We start from the raw sequence: 17,037 nt of genomic DNA on the forward strand, positions 1-17,037 counted from the left end.
GACAGGATTTACAAGATTGACATGATTTCTAACGGAAGACAAATCCTGTTTATCCGAACGTCGGCCCGGCTGTAAATCCTGTCAGAAAAAAGACGAACAAAATGCGCTTAAAAAATAAAAAAGCCCTCGTCACTGGGGCATCGCAGGGAATTGGTAAAGCCATTGCCTTGCAACTAGCCGAAGAAGGCTGCGACGTAGTTGTGCATTACCACGAAAACTGGGAAGATGCCGAAACCGTTGCGGACACTATTCGACAGAAAGGTGGTACAGCGCATCTGTTACAAGCCGATTTGCAGAAAACATCCGAGGCTATCCAGCTTGGCGAGCAAGCCTGGGATGTGGCTGGTGGTTTGGATATTCTGGTGAACAATGCGGGTGTTTCGTACAAAAAACACTTTCTGGACGTAACGGTGGCCGATTTTGAGCAATTCAATAACGTCAACTTCCAAAGCACTACGTTCCTGACACAATCGGTTGCCCGAAACATGGTGAAGCACAACGTAACGGGGAGCATCTGGACTATTACGTCGGTCAATGGCATTCGGCCGGGACTGGGCCTGACGCTCTACGGAGCCACAAAAGGGGCGCTTGAAACACTCATGAAAGGCGTAGCAATGGAGTTGGGACCGCACAACATCCGGGTTAATACCCTAGCGATTGGCGCTGTGCAGACCGACATCAATCGGGGAGTGTGGGGAAACCCGGCTTTGCTTCAGGAAGTGAATGACGGTATACCCGCAGGGCGATTGGGGCAACCTGAGGAAATCGCTGGTGTGTTGGTCGATTTAATTGCATCAGGCAGCTACATGACCGGTTCGACCATCACCATCGACGGCGGTTTATTGCTGATGCGGGGCTATGGAAAACTGGGACCTTACAGAGACGCTTAACCTCAATCATACGATGAAGAACCTTACTCTTTTCATTCTCAGTTTGCTGCTGTCGAATTTCGTTTCGGCTCAGTCCGATACGACTGCTCCAAAGCTCTGGCAGCCTTATCGCATTACCCCTCGAACGGGAGCGCAACATATATCCTTGTCGGGCGATGGTTGGGAACTGTCGCATACCGATGCGCCCATAACCGACCTGAAGGCTCCTCGTCAAGATGCGTTTCAGACCAGCATTCCGAACTCGGTGCACTGGTCGTATTTCAAGGCTGGAAAACTACCCCATCCGTATTACCACAAAAACTCCGACCAGTATAAGTTTATGGATGAGAAAGCGTGGTACTACCGCAAATCGTTTTCGACACCCGCCAGTGCGAAATCCGGTAGCTACGTTTTCCTGTGCTTCGATGGGGTCGATTACTTCTCAAAAGTCTGGCTAAACGGTACGTTGGTGGGCGTGCACGAAGGCATGTTCGGCGGACCAACTGTTGAAATCGGTAAGCTGCTGAAAGCGAGTGGACAAAACGAATTGCTGGTGGAAGTGCGGGCGGGCAATTGGGGTAATAAAGCCACTGATTACGAAAGTCTGCCCCGAAATAGTAATGGGGAGTACATGATTGAGATGCGCAAAGGCTACAACCCACGCGCCAGTGGCCGGATTATCAAACCCTGGGTTATTTCGGGGAGTTCGGGTTGCGAGATGTTTTTCAGCGTGGGCATGTGGCAGGATGTTCGGCTCGAAATCGTGCAACCCTATCACCTCGAACGGCCTTACCTGACCACGACATCTATCCAGAACGGAAAAGCAACGCTCCACTTCGCAAGTGAAGTACTGGTCGATACCACTTCACTAGGTTACCAGTTGCATCCGTGGAAAAACGCGCAGATGCACCATTACGATGGCCGTGTACCGGGCACTACACTTTCCAATGCCAGCTTATCCGTAGTAGTCGAACTGGTTGATAAAGCGGGAAAAGTTGCCTTTACGCAGGAGAAACCATTCAAAGCCTTCAAAGGGCGTACCTGGTTTGACGATGAGTTAACCGTAACGAATCCCAAGCTCTGGCATCCGAACGGACTGGGCGAAGCCAATCTGTACACGGTTCGAGTGGTGCTCAAAAAAGATCATCAGGTTGTCGATCAGATTCAATTTCCGTTTGGCATACGTACTATTGAGCGGGTTGCGTCGGCTGGCCCGCGTACTGCCGATCGCTGGGAAAACTGGCAGTTTGTGGTCAATGGCCGGACGTTTTTTGTGAAAGGCATGAACTTCACTCCACAGGACGTACTGCTCGAAACCTCGAAAGAACGCTATCGATGGACACTGGAAGCCGCAAAAAAAATGGGCGTTCAATTGATCCGCATCTGGGGCGGTGGCCTACTCGAAACTGAGCACTTCTACGAAATCTGTAACGAGTTGGGCATCATGGTCTGGCAGGATTTCCCGATTGGTAATCAGGATACCCCTTTGTATCCACAGGATATTTGGGAAGCGCAGGTTGTACAAACCATCGTTCGGTTGCGGAATCATCCATCGCTGGCGGTTTGGTGCGGAGGCAACGAATTTAATCCATATTCCTACGGCAACGCGGCCACGATGGGCATTTTGGAGCGCAATCTGGACATTTTCGATAAATCTCGACTTTACGTCCGTACCACGCCTGACGATGGCAGCCTTCATACTTACCCCGACATGGACCCGACCTGGTACGGTGTTGGCTACCGCTACGAACCCTGGATATCAGAAACGGGAATGCACTCGATGCCTGAGGCCAACTTGTTCTACGAAACCGTTGATAACAAAGAGTTTACTGGATTGGGCCGCATGTGGGACAAGGAATTTTACAAAGACCACCCAGAGTTCATTCACCACTTTACCGAATACGGCCCCAGCCGCGTACCGCGCATGCTGAGTCGGGCATCACATATTGCCGACATGAATGATCCGACTATCGAAGCCGTGACCGAAGCGTCGCAGGTTGGAGCGGGTGAGTTTTATCAGGTGTTCTCCGAAAAAATGCAGGGCAATTATCCGGTTACGACGGGGTTGCTACCGTGGGTATTCAAACGCCACTGGCCCGTCATTGCCATTCAGATGATGGACTGGTTTGGCAACGCGGGTGCTCCCTATTACTTTCTCAAACGTACCTACGAGCCTACACATATTGCAGTTGACATTCCGCGTCTGCTCTGGAAAGCCGGTGAACGGATTAAGCTGCCCGTCAACGTAATGCATTCGTTACCACCGGCGATACCCGGCGCAACAATTTCCGTACAGGTTCTCGATGATACATTCAAACAACTCTGGAAGAAAGAGCAAAAAGTGAATGTAGCAGGTGGTACCTCGGTGAGTTCTGCGAATCTGGGCGAGTATGTTATTCCAGCGGACTACCGCGACCGATACATACTCATCGTTGCCGAACTTCGGACCGCTTCGGGCAAGCTTCTATCGCGGTCGACCTATTATCCCCGCAGTTTGTCGATGCTCGAAAACGAAGAATTTTATCAGAAATATATCAGCAACCCAATTCCCTGGCCGACGCTCGAAAAAGGTCCATTTCTGAAACCGACCGTTGCCCGAACCACTACGTCGCTGACGGCTTCGGTTCTGAGTCAGAAACCTACCGGAGCAGATCAAAGTCAGCTTCGGGTGAAGGTTACCAATACGGGGAAAGTCCCCGCATTCATGGCCAAGCTGGACATTACAGGAACGAAGCGGGCCATAGTGGCATCCGACAATTTTACCTGGATTGCCCCCGGCGAAACACAGGAGATAGACCTCAATGTGATCTGGCGCGAACCGACGACCCGACCAAACGCAAACCTGACCGTCAGTGCCTGGAATGCTGCCCCTACAACCGCTAAACTCCCTTAATCATGGTTGACTCACCTCCTTCGCTCACGAAAAAAACGACTGGCTTCCGCTGGGAGTTGCTGGCATTGCTCTGGCTGGCGTTCTTCCTGAACCAGGCCGACCGGCAGATTTTCAGTGTCGTATTACCGCTCATTCGGAAAGACCTTGGCCTGACCGATGCCCAACTCGGCCTGATTGCGTCGGCGCTAGTCTGGACCTATGGGTTATTGGTTCCCATTGCCGGGTTCATCGGCGACCGATTTTCGCGCCGGAATATTCTCGGCTTTTGTCTACTGTTCTGGTCGTGCGCTACGTTGCTGACGGGTTTTTGTTCGAGCGTAGTCCAGTTCATTGCGCTACGTGGCATGGCAACGGGTGGTGGCGAAGCATTTTACGCGCCTTCGGCGAATGCGCTGTTAGGCGAAACCTACAAGGAAAAACGCTCGTTTGCGCTGTCCATTCACCAAACAGCGGTGTACTTCGGGATTATTCTAAGCGGCATTATTGCTGGCTACATCGGCGAACACTACGGCTGGCAAAAAGCGTTTTATCTATTTGGTAGTCTGGGGGTTGTGCTGGCGTTCGTATTCTTTACCCGAATCCCGAAAGATGTTGTTGTATCGACGGCCGAAAGTCAGCAACAGATGTGGGCCGAAATTGGTAAAACAGCGCGTATCGTCGCCCGAAAACCTACCGTGATCATGCTCACCTTGGGCTTTGGTTGTATGGTGTTCGTGAACGTCGGGTACCTAACTTGGATGCCGTCGTTTCTGGTCGATAAATTCAATATGAGTTTGACGGATGCAGGTTTTTCGTCCCTGTTTTACCATCATCTCGGGGCGTTTTTAGGGGTGCTGTCAGGAGCTAAAATTTCAGATTATTACGCTAAATCCAACCCCCGAAGTCGCCTGGTTGTGCAGGCACTGGGGTTGCTGCTGGGAGCGCCGTTCATCTACGGCATCAGCATGAGCAATACGCAAGTGCTTACCTACATAGCCTTGTTTCTGTTTGGCATTTTCCGGGGATGGTATGATTCCAACATCGTAGCCTCGCTTTACGAAGTGGTATCGCCTAAAATTCGGTCGTCGGCCTACGGGCTTATGCTGGCCTGCGCCTTTCTGATCGGCTCGTTTGCCCCCTTTTTACTGGGTGTTTTAAAACCAACATTAGGGCTGACAGCTGGGCTGGCTAGCTTATCGGGCGTGTACGTGCTGGGAAGTCTGTTTCTCTGGGCGGGAGCCTTCCTGTTTTTCGACCGGGATAAAGAAGTTAGCCAATAAGTTATGATGAACACGCTATCAAAACCAGCTATTTCAACGAAAGACCCACTGACTACGTTGGCAACCGGGCTTAACTTTCCCGAAGGTCCTGCGTTTGCGGCTGACGGAAGCTTGTGGGCAGTTGAATTGAAAGGCGAAAGTCTGGTTCAGTACAAAAACGGAAAGCTAAAACGCTTTCGTGTGGGTGGAGGACCGAATGGCATTGCCATCGATAAACAGGGAGCGGTCTGGTTTTGCGATTCGGCGCAACGCAGCATCCGGCGCTTCGATCCAGTCACCGAAAAAGTGGAAACCATTCTGGATAACATAGATGGTGAACCGCTTAACAAACCCAATGATCTGGCATTCGATTCCGCAGGTAATCTGGTCTTTACCTGTCCCGGCGAATCGCGTCAGGAACCGACTGGCTACGCTGTTGTCCGAATGCACGATGGTAGTGCGAAGAAATTTACCACAGAGAAATACTTCCCGAATGGGCTGGCATTCAGCGCCGATGGTAAAACACTGGTGCTAGCCGAAACCTACAAACATCGACTCTGGAAAGGCAACTGGAATGCGGCAACCGGCGAGTGGATTGATGCGGCTGTATGGGCAACGGTTGAAGGCCCACAGGGACCGGGTGGACCCGATGGCATGGCGTTTGGCGAAGATGGAAATCTATATGTAGCCGTCTACGGAACGGGTTATATCCACGTCGTTTCGCCCGAAGGAAAAGTCATTCAAAAAATCGATACCGCTGGCCAGAACCCAACGAATTGCGCCTTCGATCCAACGGGCAAACTCGGTCTGGTCGTTACCGAAGCAGAAAAAGGGCAGTTAAAAACTGTAGCGATAAATACAAAAGGAATCACATTATTCAATTGATTATAAACTATCTAAACGAAAAATCATGAGTGTCGATCAGTATAAGAAAGAAGTCGGATTGATGAATCTGGAGAAGTTGATCGAAAAGCGTGAAGGCGTTTCCGACACCACGTTCCCTATCCCCGACAAAGAGTTATTGCAACGGTTTGAGCAGCTCTATACGGGGGCTGTCAATGACGTCATGCGCGAATTTTGTCTCTTGAATCAGGCATTGCCCGGTCATATTTTACCCTTACGCGAGTACCGGACGGTGGCGGGTTTTGCCTTCACGGTAAAAAGCGCACCCAACGCCATGATTCGGGGTGAAATGGAATTCCGTACACAAATGCTCGAAGAGATGCACGAAGACGCCTTTATCGTTTGGGATACCACCAATGATAGCAAGGCTACGCTTTGGGGGGGGCGTTATGACGGCAACGGCCAAAGGCAAGAAGGTGAAAGCGGCCTGCATCGATGGGGGTATTCGCGATACGCACCAGATTCTGGAAGCCGAACTACCGGTATTCTATAAGTATCGAATCTCGAACGGTAGTCTGGGTCGATGTCTCATTACGCATTATCAGGTCACGATTCAGATTGGCGACGTAACCATTAAACCCGGCGACTTGGTTTTGGGCGATATTGATGGCGTACTGGTTGTTCCGCGCGAGATCGCGTATAACGTACTCATGCGGGCTGAGGAAATTATTGCGAACGAAAAGATGATTTTTAATTGGGTTCACGAAGGACAAACGATTCAGGAAATCACGGAAAAAGGTGGTTATTTTTGAGTAGAACGATACCCGAATGTGCTCCTAATCGTGACCAATAGTGTTTTTGCATAAATACTAGAGTTGTTTAAACTTTTATAAATAGGCATAAAGTTGAGTGTTTTTGTCATGAACTGTGTCAAAAAACAAGTTTTAAGCCAAATTTTGTTTGGATAGGCTGAACCCATTGACGAATTCAATATTCTTCTTCACCACCACAAACACCTGATGCAACAACTTATTCATCACCGCCACCATCGCCACTTTGTGGCATTTACCCTTGGCCCGTAGCCGATCATAAAGCGCTTTACAGCCCAAATTGTATTTACGGGCCGAACGAGCTGCCATGTATAAAAGGCCCCGTACATACCCTAAACCCGTGCGGGCCATCCGACCACGCCGACGAACCGAACTGCCCGATTGAGTTTGACTGGGGGCAATGCCCACGAACTTAGCTACCGCTTTGGCTGACTCGAATCCAGCCAGCCCATTGGTGGCCGTGCACAAGGCTTGAGAGGAAGCCGGCCCAATCCCCTTGACCCGCTGCATCCGCTCCGAAATGGCCTGCAACTCCTGTTGACTCAGCTGATCCAGTTCCTCTTCAAAGAGCGCAATCTGAGTCAGGTAGCTCTGTTGGAGAACCAGCAGGCTAGCCTTGACTTTCTGACTGGCCCGGGGGTCGAACGACAGCGCATGAAGCTGATTAGCCACCGCTTGCTGACTGATTCGCAGGTCGTTGAGGTGTTTGTGCTGTTGGCGAAGCTGATGTAGAGACTCATCGGCCAGTTGCGAAGGCTGGGGCTGAAAGACTTGTCCGTAGCGCGCCAATAGTGCCGCATCGCTCCGGTCGGTCTTGCTGATAGACTTCAGAGTGGCGGCAAAGCCTTTGCTTTGGTTGGGCGTAAGGAGGCTAAAGGGGCGATTTTGCAGGGCTAATACCCAAGCTAATCGAGCCGAATAGGTACCTGTATGCTCGAAAATGAGGTGGCTATTGGCGGGCAGTTCAGCAGCCCATTGCTCAATGGAGTCCGCTTGGTTGGGCAGGGTTTGATAGGCCCATTGGGGTTGCCCATTGGCATCGATTCCGATTTGGTAGCTGATGTGTAAGGTCTCTTTACTGACATCAACCCCGTAATAGATAGCTGGTTGGTTCATGCTAAAAACGAAAAAAGCGGGATACTACTCATGCTCTCGACATCATTGTGAAACGGGCTATATGCCCACTGAACTGTCCGGGTTCCATGAGATTGGCTCTCCAGGCTACCGATCATGACAACCGGTCTTTTAGACCATCCCGACGTAGGTATGACCTGGAGAACCAAAGATTATTTGTTCAGAGCAAACTTACAATCCCGACGCAGGAGGGATCTTCGGTAGAGGGTTAGTTTATGGACTCTACCGAAGATCCCTCCTGCGTCGGGATGACAAAGAACTAATTATGACCCGATTATCGAAAGTTTAGATAAGCTCACTAGCACTCGTCCAAGCTAGATTTTATAGCATCTAGTTTGCAAAAACACTGATCCCTAACAGCACCTTTCAACTTTGTAGCCGTAAAATGCCGACAACCCGACGAAATTTCCTGAAAGTATCCGGCTTGAGTAGCCTTGCCCTTACTGCCGGAATTCCCGAAATCCACGCTGGTAGTAATAGCCCACTGGCCAAAAATGACTATGACCTCATTATTGTGGGGGCTACGCCCGGTGGCATTATGGCGGCCGTATCCGCTTCCCGATTAGGTAAAAAATCGCTAATTCTGGAGCGGACGGCCTATATTGGCGGCTTGCCTGCCAACGGTCTGGGAGCTACGGACATTGCCACACGGGGAGCTACGGGAGGATTGTTCGTCGAGTTTGTTAATCGGATTAAAGCGCATTACGTCGAGAAATATGGGGCCGATTCGCAACAGGCCAAGGATTGCTCGGATGGGTACCATTTCGAACCATCGGTAGCGGCCAAAATCTTCGACGGTTTCCTGAAGGAAAGTCCCCATGCGACTGTGTTGACCATGCGCCAATTCGACTTTGAACCCGAGAACCTGACAATCCAGAATAATCGAATTCAAGGCATTCGGGTAACTAATCGAAACACGAAAAAGGCCGAGACCTATACGGGCCGGTTCTTTATCGATGCTACTTACGAAGGCGATCTGATTGCGGCTGCGGCTGTGCCATTTTTTCTTGGACGGGAAGGCAAATCAGACTACAATGAAGTGGGTGCCGGACGGGTATACAAATATTGGGCTGGGCCAGAAGGCCCTGGTTCGACTTTTCAGGGCGATAACGCCGTTCAATCGTACAACTACCGCCTCTGCGTGACTAATGATCCGAAGATTCTGGTCAAGATTCAGAAACCGGCCCGGTACAACCGGGAAGAGTATGTGTCGATGATTGGCGATGTGACATCGGGGCACTACACCGGTGTGGCGATGATGGAGCTTACGGATGCTCAAAAAGCAGAGAATCTGCGTCGGGTTAAAGCCGGTTTGCCGCCTGAAATTCCCGGTATGCCCAAAGGAATTGCCTGGCTGATGAACATGGTCAAGCTGCCGAATGGTAAAAACGATGGTAATAATCAGCACCATTCGTTCATTTCGACAGACTTGCCGGAGGAAAACTGGCCGTACCCAACGTCCGGCTGGGAATGGCGTGATCGATTTGCCCAACGGCTTCGGGAGTATACAGAAGGCTTGTTCTATTTTGCGCAAAACGACCCGGCCTTGCCCGAATGGTTCCGAAAAGAATGCTCTGAATGGGGCTGGGCCAAAGATGAATACGCCGACAATGGCCATTTCCCCCGGCAACTCTACGTTCGGGAAGGCCGCCGGATGAAGGGAAAATACATCTTCAAAGCGCAGGACGCGCAACCTGTTAAGCCGGGAGGGCGACCACCAATTCATGCCGACAGCATCACGGCCAGTCACTACGCGCTCGATTCGCACGCGGTTCGGAAACGGGAAGTAGGCCGAATTCATTTGGATGGGTTTATTAGTTACCCGTCGGCTGTGTATACCGTCCCGTTTCGGGTGATGGTTCCGGATTCTCCATTGGAAAATTTGCTGGCTCCAGTTCCGGCATCGGCCACGCACATCGGTTTTTCCACGCTTCGGATGGAGCCCTGCTGGATGGCGCTCGGTCAGGCGGCCGGAACGGCCGCTGCCATCTGTGTGCAGAAATCGCAATCGGTGCATGCGTTGGCGGTTCCCGAACTGCAGAAGGCTCTGCTTCAGCAAAAAGCAATTCTGGTGTATAGTAAGGGGATGTCGACCGCAGATCCGAATTTTGAGGCTAACCAACTGGCGCTTTTAACCGAAAAATGAGATTTCGGGAAGGAGTTGCTTTGGTATCAAGGCAGCTCGTTAACTCGCCCGAGCCCTTAGTTTATGCGATACATACTCAATTGTTGTGTTTGTCTTTTAATCGCCTGCTCCGCTGTGGCCCAGCAGCAGGTCGATATTTGTGTTTATGGGGGTACCTCAGGTGGGGTCATAGCGGCTTATACTGCTCGGAAAGCCGGAAAAACGGTAATCCTGATCGAGCCGGGCAAGCATTTAGGGGGCATGACCTCTGGTGGGTTGGGGCTGACGGATATTGGCAATAAATACGCCATTACTGGAATATCCCGCGATTATTACCGACGCATTGGCCAACATTACGGTAAGTTTGAACAGTGGATTTTTGAGCCCCATGTTGCCGAAGATTTATTCAACGAGTATGTCAAACGGGGCAAGGTGGATGTTCTGTTTTCTCATCGACTTTCGAGTGTAAAGAAAACCAGTGGGCAGATTCAGGAAATCGTTCTGGAAAACTCGGATCAACCGTCGGCCAAACGAACCATCCGGGCGAAAATGTTCATCGACTGTTCTTACGAAGGTGATTTAATGGCAAAAGCTGGCGTTTCGTACACGGTTGGCCGGGAGGATAATTCCAACTACAACGAAACCATCAGTGGCGTACAATTGATGACCGGGCACCAGCTTCCAGATGGTATCGATCCTTACAAAACAGCGGGTAAGCCAGATTCTGGCCTACTTTGGGGCGTCAGTCCGGCGAAGCTAGAACCGAACGGAACAGGTGATACTAAGGTACAAGCCTACAATTACCGAATTTGTCTCTCGTCTAATCCGGCTAATCAAGTCCCTATTACGCGTCCTCCAGGCTATGATTCCACTCGATACGAACTGCTTGTGCGACTGCTGGCGGCTCAGCCCCAGAAACAAACGCTCAACGACTATTTCATCTGGAGTGGGATGCCCAATAGTAAAACCGACATTAACAATCGGAATGGTTTTTCGACCGATATGATCGGGATGAATTACGAGTATCCAGATGGGAACTACGCAAAACGGGCCGCTATTATTCGGGATCATGAATTGTATACCAAAGGATTATTATACTTCTTTGGACATGACACTCGCGTTCCACAGGCGCTTCGGGAGCAAATGCTGAAATGGGGTTACCCTAAAGATGAATACACGGATAGCGGAAACTGGTCGCCACAACTTTACGTCCGGGAAGCGCGTCGGATGGTGGGCGCGTACGTTATGACGCAGGCCAATTGTCAGGGAAAAGAAGTGGTCACCGACGGCGTTGGCATGGCGGCTTATACCATGGATTCGCACAATATTCAACGTATTGTGATCGAGAAAGATGGTAAGAAAATGGCAAAAAATGAGGGTAATGTAGAAGTTGGCGGCTTTGGGCCGTACCCAATCGCCTACCGGGCGTTAATTCCCAAAGAAAGTGAATGTCAGAATCTGCTGGTTCCGGTTTGTTTGTCGGCTTCACACATTGCCTATGGATCGATCCGAATGGAGCCGGTTTTTATGGTGCTGGGCCAGTCGACAGCGGTAGCGGCTGTTATGGCCATCGATGCGAAAACCAGTGTGCAAAAAGTGGATATAGTGAAGCTACAACAGACGCTAAAGGCAAACCCATTGGGCGATGGTAGTACGCCCGAAATTCTGGTGGATAATGAAAACCAGGCGCAAACGACGATAACAGGACCGTGGCGGGTTGAGAATAAAAACAAAGGTGGATATGGCCCATCTTATCTGGTTTACGAAGGACAGGGTGGGGAAGCGGCCTCTGTTAAATTTAAGCCGGAGATTGTAAAAGCGGGTAACTACCACATTTACGCCTACTTCCCCCGGTTGGCCAAAACGGCCTCTGAGTTAGGCGTCACGGTTTCGGATGGTAAAACCAGTAAATCGATTCCGATTAGGCCCGCCGATATTGTTGTCGTTGGTCAAACCTCCGGTGAATGGGTCTCATTGGGTTCGTATGAGTTGCCTAAAGGACAGACATCATCGGTTGACATCGTAGTCAAGCAAGCGGATGGCCCCGTGGCGGCTGATGCGATTTTGTTTGTTCCGACGTTTTGATTTTCAGGCGTACTAAAGCAAAAAGAGCGATAGCTGTCCTAAGCTATCGCTCTTTTTGCTTCGTTCGGTAGTCAACTATTAATTGTCGACTTTTTTTGCTTCACCACTAATGGCTCTCCCAGTAGCTTTAGTGGCCTTGGTCACTGCCCGACCGGTGGCTTTCGCACCAGTTGCTACAGCTTTGCCAGTCGCTTTTCCAGCTTTTCCAACGGCTTTCCCGGTGGCTCGGCCAGCTGTACCAACCGCGTGTGCGCCATCGGCAACACCGGTTTCAACTTTATCGCCGACCTTCTTGACGTCTTCTCTGGTTTTTTCTTTGCGGGCTGCTTTAACAGCCGCTGGGTCATCCTGAGCCAGGGCACTTGTTGCTAAAGCCGCACAAAATACAATCGATAAAAGCATTTTCGTTTTCATAACGTTTTGTCTGTAAGTAACGGAGTTGTGCTCCCAATAAGTTAATTGTACAGGAAACATAACCGCCTTCATTGGTTGATTGTTTTTCGGGTGCCTCAGGAAGGAAGTGTAACGAGGGTAGCTTTCAGTCTGGTTGTGAATAGATCTGAAAAATATGAAGGTGACATGGATATATTACATTGTAGTCGCTGTGGTCATGACATTGCCATACCAGAACTAAATAGCACGCAGCGAACCCGCTTGCTAATGCTTCATCGAGAAGGGAAAAGTTTATTTGCAGTCGAATACCTACTAGACTCATGTAGCTTAACCCATGTTCAGGCCAAAGCTATAGTCGCCCATTTAACTCCTCGTCAGAACGAGTGTCATCGCTGCAATTATGATACATTGACAGAAGGAAATACAATATGCCCCAAATGTAAATCAGTGAACCTGAATTGGTGAGGTTTACATTCGACAAAAAAATCAATTCGCTCCCTTACTTAGTATATATTCTTCGGGGCCTTTAGCAGACTCCGTCGCAGCAGTTAAAATAAACTCCTGTTCGGACTTTTCTGTAAGAACAGGACGTGAAAAATGACCTACCTGGATAACAAAGTAATAATGTTTATTGGGTGAAAAATGTAGAAAATAGGGTTTATTGTCAATGATAAAGCCCAAACTATCGCCCGCTGGCTGAATGATTACCCAAGTCCGTGACTTGATCCGGATCGGGTTCTTAGGATCGATCGTCGTTTTTAGTTCGGCACTCATGCCAATCATTGAGTTCAAGAAGTGGATTTTTGTAGCTGGCAAGACTTGGGCCTGACCATTAATGCTCAATAAACAAATGCTGATTATAATTCCGATCAATGTCTTCATTCTTATCTATGTTGAAAAGTGGCATTTTAGCTGGTTGGGGACTACTGGTACTGCACTGTTTTGAGAGACGTTAGCTTAGCAAGTGTACGTTGCAACACCACATCGGCACTGTCAGGCAGAGCTGGGTGATAAAATGCTATTAGTAATGCAATAACAGGTAGAGACAATACTATTTTCATACGCAGTAATGATAACCGATTTTATGTCTAACCGGTATAGCACAAAGACGACGGACTGTCTGCTGCTATTGCATTCCAGTCAACGAAATTCATTGTATTACGAATGATTACCAGAAGTAGGATTAAAACGTTGGGCTAATCCAACGTAAGTGGCTTTGCCCAATGATCTTCCGTCAAATTTGTGTTTTGTTGAGCCTGTTTATCTAAAAAATAATTGCCAATGACCAGATAGTCCATATCGGTTTGCATAAAGCACTGTAAGGCATCCTCCGGACTACCAACAATCGGTTCTCCGCGCACATTAAAACTGGTATTCACCAGAACACCACACCCCGTTAATTCATCGAAAACGGTGAGCAAGCGATAAAAAAGTGAATTTGTTTCGGGCGTAACCGTATGTAGCCGAGCCGTATAATCCAGGTGTGTAACGGCCGGTATATCGGATCGAACGGCGGCAAGTCGATTTTCCAGCGGTAATTGCTTTTCAGTTATCGGTTTCTGGCGGTCTTTTTTGATCGTGGCTACCCACAGCATATAAGCTGATGAACCTTGCCAATCAAAATAAGTAGCGGCATCTTCCAGTCGAACGCTGGGCGCAAACGGTCGAAAACTTTCCCGAAACTTGATCTTAACATTCATTCGCTGTTGAATGGTCGGGTTAGATGCATCGGCTAAAATACTTCGATTCCCTAAAGCGCGTGGGCCGAACTCCATCCGGCCCTGAAACCAGCCAACCACGTTGCCTTCCTGTAACTTAGTCGCCGTGCGTTTTAGTAGTTGTTCAGTATCAGTCAGATACTCGGATGCCATAGCAAATTTTTGGAGAGCCACCCGGATCTGCTGATCTGAAAATGAAGGCCCTAGGTAAGCGCCCTGCATGGAATCTGGACTGTCTATCTGCCGACTAACCCGCTCGTGATTAAGGTAATAAGCAGCCAGTGCGGCTCCCAGGGCTCCGCCAGAATCGCCAGCCGCTGGTTGAATCCAGATATCAGTAAACAGATTTGCTTGCCGTATCTTGGCATTCGCAACGCAGTTCAAGGCAACTCCACCAGCAAGTACGAGATTGTTACAGCCAGTTAGTTGTTTGGCCGTGGCTGCTAGTTTAACCATAATTTCTTCGGTCACATCCTGAATGGCCAGAGCCAGATTCATGTGTGCCTGACTGAGAGTCGACTCCGGTTGCCGACGAGGAAAACCAAACAGGCTCTCCCATTTTGCATCATCCGTCATTTGTAGATCACTGGCAAAACGGAAATAAGCCATGTTGAGCAGGAAGGAACCGTCGGCCCGAATGTCGATCAGGTCGCTTTTTATTTTCTCGCGATAAACCCTTGTTTGCTCACTATCAGCATAGCCATAGGGTGCCAGCCCCATCACCTTGTATTCGCCACTATTCACTTTGAAGCCGAGGTAAAAGGTGAAGGCAGAGTACAGTAAACCTAATGAATGGGGAAACTGTAGCTCTTTAAGAAATCGGATCGATTTGCCAGAACCCAGTCCAATGGCCGTTGTTGTCCACTCCCCAACCCCATCCACGGTAAGAATAGCGGCTTCTTCGAAAGGCGAGGGGTAAAAAGCACTGGCAGCATGCGCCAGATGATGTTCGGAGAATAGAATAGGCACTTTAATTTTACCAAGCGGTGCTAGTTCCTTTCGAATTAGTCGCTTCATAAACAGCTTGTCCGTCAGCCAAACAGGTATGGCTTTCAGAAAGCTTCGTAAGCCTGCTGGCGCAACGGCATGATACGTTTCCAGGAGTCGCTCAAATGTCAAAAAAGGTTTATCGTAAAAGGCAATGATCGATACCTCATCGAACCGTATTCCGGCTTCGGCGAGTACATACGAAATTGCCTGAAGGGGGAACGCTGGGTCGTGTTTTGTCCGGGTAAAACGCTCTTCCTGCGCGGCTGCCACTAGTTTACCACCGATGACTAATGCCGCTGCACTATCATGATAAAATGCGGAGATACCCAGCACAATCGGTGGTTTATCCATTACTCAGAACAGCGAGTAAATTAACGGTGCTAGCGCTGAACCCGCCGTAAAGACCGACAAAGCCCCTAAAATCAACAAAAGGAAAATCAATGGGTATAACCAGTAGCGTTTACGGGTTCGTAGGAAAAGCCAAAACTCGCTTAAAAATTCCATAGAGGGTTCGGTCAAAAAGGGTATTTCAGATCGGAAGCCTGATAGGTGTGCTCCCGGTTTATAAATACAGAATCACTACTTTTCTTAAACTCCTTTACTCGGAATGTATCGCTTCCCAATATTTTTCGGAGCCAGGCAACAGGAATTACGACTACCACAAAGAGTAAAACTAAAAGCACGTTGGCCGTAATTTTACCCAACAATTGTCCTAAAGCAAACCAGATTATCGCCACGGGAAAAAATGCCCAGGGGACTAATAAGGTGATGAGTGTAGCCACCAATGAGGCCTTATACCAGATTAGCTGCTCTTGCTGTAGTCCTGCGAGCAGGCATCCGGCAATGACCAGCAAACCCATTTCACGAACTTGCCGTTTTCCAATGATAGGGATGCTAAACCAATTAGCCATAAATGCAGTAATACAGTTGAGTTATCGTGGTTGAAATAATAAAAGAGGGCCTCATCAAGAATATCCTCTTCACTGGGCGCACCTTGTCAAAATGGAGGGAGAAAAGTTACTAAAACTGGCTTTATCTAAAGCTCATTTTTCCTGCTTTAACGGTTAAGTATTTCAGAAAGCTTAAAACTGTTAGGCTTATGATAAAACCTGGCCTCTAAATATTTTATTAAAAATTCACCATCCGATCAATATAAAATTATAGACGTGGTCTTTATCTTTAGGAAACTTTTAGTCTACTCCTTTGGGCAGTTTTACGACAACTGATTATCGGGACTTAGCTCCTCAAGAGCTTTGGCAACGCTTTAAAGCCGGTGACGAGCGAGCGTTGGGCGAGTTAGCGCGAAAGCACTACCCGAGCCTGTATAATTATGGTCTTCGTTTGACAACAGATTCCGAAGTCGTTTGGGATACCATTCAGGATTTATTTCTTGAACTCTGGGACCGCCGGGAGACGGTAGGGGATGCGGTTTTTGTAAAAACATACCTGTTAAAAGCACTCCGCTACAAATTATTGAAAATCCGGGGGCAGCACTCAGCCATTCATCTAGATGAATCGGAATCGATCAATATGCCGTTTACGGGTTCGATAGAAGAGGAAATCATTGACAACGAGTTGCATAGCGAACAGGCTCGCTTGTTGCATCAATTGATGGCAACCCTCACCAAACGGCAGCAGGAAGTCCTATACCTACGCTTCTACCAGAATTTAGATAACCACGAAATTGCCCAGATTATGGGTATGGAGCGACAGAGCGTGGCTAATCTGCTCTACCGGACGTTTAAAGAACTTCGGAGCCAATGGTCGCCCGATTTGCTCCTGAGCCTCCTGATTTTCGCTCTATCAGAAGCGTAGTTCATTAGAATTGCACTCTAGGCGAAAATATTTTTCATATTTTTTGAGTATTGCCCGGCGAAGAATAGCACTATAGGCTTAAAAGGACCAGTCTGCTAGTTGCT

Annotated in this window: 13 protein-coding genes and 1 pseudogene; 8 read left to right on the forward strand and 6 right to left on the reverse strand. The window is 49.0% G+C overall.

The features are described 5' to 3' along the window. Positions 1–101: 101 nt before the first annotated feature. From H3H32_RS06825 to H3H32_RS38130, 5 genes and pseudogenes are all read left to right on the forward strand, one after another. Entirely contained in the window at positions 102–890 is a 789-nt protein-coding gene (locus H3H32_RS06825; RefSeq protein WP_182461993.1) for an SDR family NAD(P)-dependent oxidoreductase, read from the forward strand. A 13-nt stretch (positions 891–903) separates the two neighbouring features. Next, positions 904–3,762: a glycoside hydrolase family 2 protein gene (locus H3H32_RS06830; RefSeq protein ID WP_182461994.1), complete on the forward strand. Its 2,859-nt coding sequence runs from the start codon at positions 904–906 to the stop codon at positions 3,760–3,762. A 2-nt stretch (positions 3,763–3,764) separates the two neighbouring features. Then, on the forward strand, positions 3,765–5,021 hold the full coding sequence (locus tag H3H32_RS06835) for a spinster family MFS transporter (RefSeq protein ID WP_182461995.1): 1,257 nt from the start codon (positions 3,765–3,767) through the stop codon (positions 5,019–5,021). Positions 5,022–5,024: 3 nt separating this feature from the next. Then, the gene (locus tag H3H32_RS06840) at positions 5,025–5,885 is read left to right on the forward strand and encodes an SMP-30/gluconolactonase/LRE family protein (RefSeq protein WP_240543678.1); all 861 of its coding nucleotides are present in this window, start codon (positions 5,025–5,027) and stop codon (positions 5,883–5,885) included. Positions 5,886–6,066: 181 nt separating this feature from the next. Further along, positions 6,067–6,655: pseudogene (locus tag H3H32_RS38130) on the forward strand (RraA family protein). Between the two features lie 132 nt (positions 6,656–6,787). Here H3H32_RS38130 and H3H32_RS06850 read toward each other — a convergent pair. Next, positions 6,788–7,789 (reverse strand): IS110 family RNA-guided transposase, encoded by a 1,002-nt coding sequence (locus H3H32_RS06850; protein WP_182457633.1) that lies wholly within the window; start codon positions 7,787–7,789, stop codon positions 6,788–6,790. A gap of 403 nt (positions 7,790–8,192) precedes the next feature. Between H3H32_RS06850 and H3H32_RS06855 the strand changes: the two genes are divergently transcribed. Continuing rightward, entirely contained in the window at positions 8,193–9,953 is a 1,761-nt protein-coding gene (locus tag H3H32_RS06855) for an FAD-dependent oxidoreductase (RefSeq protein WP_182461996.1), read from the forward strand. Positions 9,954–10,016: 63 nt separating this feature from the next. Further along, positions 10,017–12,017, forward strand: coding sequence for an FAD-dependent oxidoreductase (locus H3H32_RS06860; protein ID WP_182461997.1), 2,001 nt, complete (start codon positions 10,017–10,019; stop codon positions 12,015–12,017). Between the two features lie 78 nt (positions 12,018–12,095). On the opposite strand, the gene H3H32_RS06865 is transcribed toward H3H32_RS06860, so the two are convergent. From H3H32_RS06865 to H3H32_RS06880, 5 genes are all read right to left on the reverse strand, one after another. Then, on the reverse strand, positions 12,096–12,431 hold the full coding sequence (locus H3H32_RS06865; RefSeq protein ID WP_182461998.1) for a hypothetical protein: 336 nt from the start codon (positions 12,429–12,431) through the stop codon (positions 12,096–12,098). A gap of 465 nt (positions 12,432–12,896) precedes the next feature. Beyond that, positions 12,897–13,292, reverse strand: a complete 396-nt coding sequence (locus H3H32_RS06870) for a hypothetical protein (protein ID WP_182461999.1) — start codon at positions 13,290–13,292, stop codon at positions 12,897–12,899. A gap of 314 nt (positions 13,293–13,606) precedes the next feature. After that, positions 13,607–15,469, reverse strand: coding sequence for a carbamoyltransferase family protein (locus H3H32_RS06875; protein ID WP_182462000.1), 1,863 nt, complete (start codon positions 15,467–15,469; stop codon positions 13,607–13,609). Between the two features lie 3 nt (positions 15,470–15,472). After that, positions 15,473–15,622: a DUF5989 family protein gene (locus H3H32_RS37065; RefSeq protein WP_220472609.1), complete on the reverse strand. Its 150-nt coding sequence runs from the start codon at positions 15,620–15,622 to the stop codon at positions 15,473–15,475. Positions 15,623–15,633: 11 nt separating this feature from the next. Next, positions 15,634–16,029 carry a hypothetical protein gene (locus tag H3H32_RS06880; protein ID WP_182462001.1) on the reverse strand — a complete coding sequence of 132 codons (396 nt, stop codon included), beginning with the start codon at positions 16,027–16,029 and terminating at the stop codon, positions 15,634–15,636. Between the two features lie 292 nt (positions 16,030–16,321). Here H3H32_RS06880 and H3H32_RS06885 point away from each other — a divergent pair, with 292 nt between their 5' ends. Then, positions 16,322–16,933 carry an RNA polymerase sigma factor gene (locus H3H32_RS06885; protein WP_182462002.1) on the forward strand — a complete coding sequence of 204 codons (612 nt, stop codon included), beginning with the start codon at positions 16,322–16,324 and terminating at the stop codon, positions 16,931–16,933. Positions 16,934–17,037 lie beyond the last annotated feature (104 nt).

Source organism: Spirosoma foliorum (assembly GCF_014117325.1).
Lineage (GTDB): Bacteria > Bacteroidota > Bacteroidia > Cytophagales > Spirosomataceae > Spirosoma > Spirosoma foliorum.

Excerpts from the sequence above, each read along its gene's own strand:
- H3H32_RS06835 (WP_182461995.1), top strand. The coding sequence starts at position 3,765 with ATGGTTGACTCACCTCCTTCGCTCACGAAAAAAACGACTGGCTTCCGC.
- H3H32_RS06830 (WP_182461994.1), top strand. The coding sequence starts at position 904 with ATGAAGAACCTTACTCTTTTCATTCTCAGTTTGCTGCTGTCGAATTTC.
- H3H32_RS06860 (WP_182461997.1), top strand. The coding sequence starts at position 10,017 with ATGCGATACATACTCAATTGTTGTGTTTGTCTTTTAATCGCCTGCTCC.
- H3H32_RS06855 (WP_182461996.1), top strand. The coding sequence starts at position 8,193 with ATGCCGACAACCCGACGAAATTTCCTGAAAGTATCCGGCTTGAGTAGC.
- H3H32_RS06840 (WP_240543678.1), top strand. The coding sequence starts at position 5,025 with ATGATGAACACGCTATCAAAACCAGCTATTTCAACGAAAGACCCACTG.
- H3H32_RS06870 (WP_182461999.1), bottom strand. The coding sequence starts at position 13,292 with ATGAAGACATTGATCGGAATTATAATCAGCATTTGTTTATTGAGCATT.
- H3H32_RS06850 (WP_182457633.1), bottom strand. The coding sequence starts at position 7,789 with ATGAACCAACCAGCTATCTATTACGGGGTTGATGTCAGTAAAGAGACC.
- H3H32_RS06880 (WP_182462001.1), bottom strand. The coding sequence starts at position 16,029 with ATGGCTAATTGGTTTAGCATCCCTATCATTGGAAAACGGCAAGTTCGT.
- H3H32_RS06865 (WP_182461998.1), bottom strand. The coding sequence starts at position 12,431 with ATGAAAACGAAAATGCTTTTATCGATTGTATTTTGTGCGGCTTTAGCA.
- H3H32_RS37065 (WP_220472609.1), bottom strand. The coding sequence starts at position 15,622 with ATGGAATTTTTAAGCGAGTTTTGGCTTTTCCTACGAACCCGTAAACGC.
- H3H32_RS06875 (WP_182462000.1), bottom strand. The coding sequence starts at position 15,469 with ATGGATAAACCACCGATTGTGCTGGGTATCTCCGCATTTTATCATGAT.
- H3H32_RS06825 (WP_182461993.1), top strand. The coding sequence starts at position 102 with ATGCGCTTAAAAAATAAAAAAGCCCTCGTCACTGGGGCATCGCAGGGA.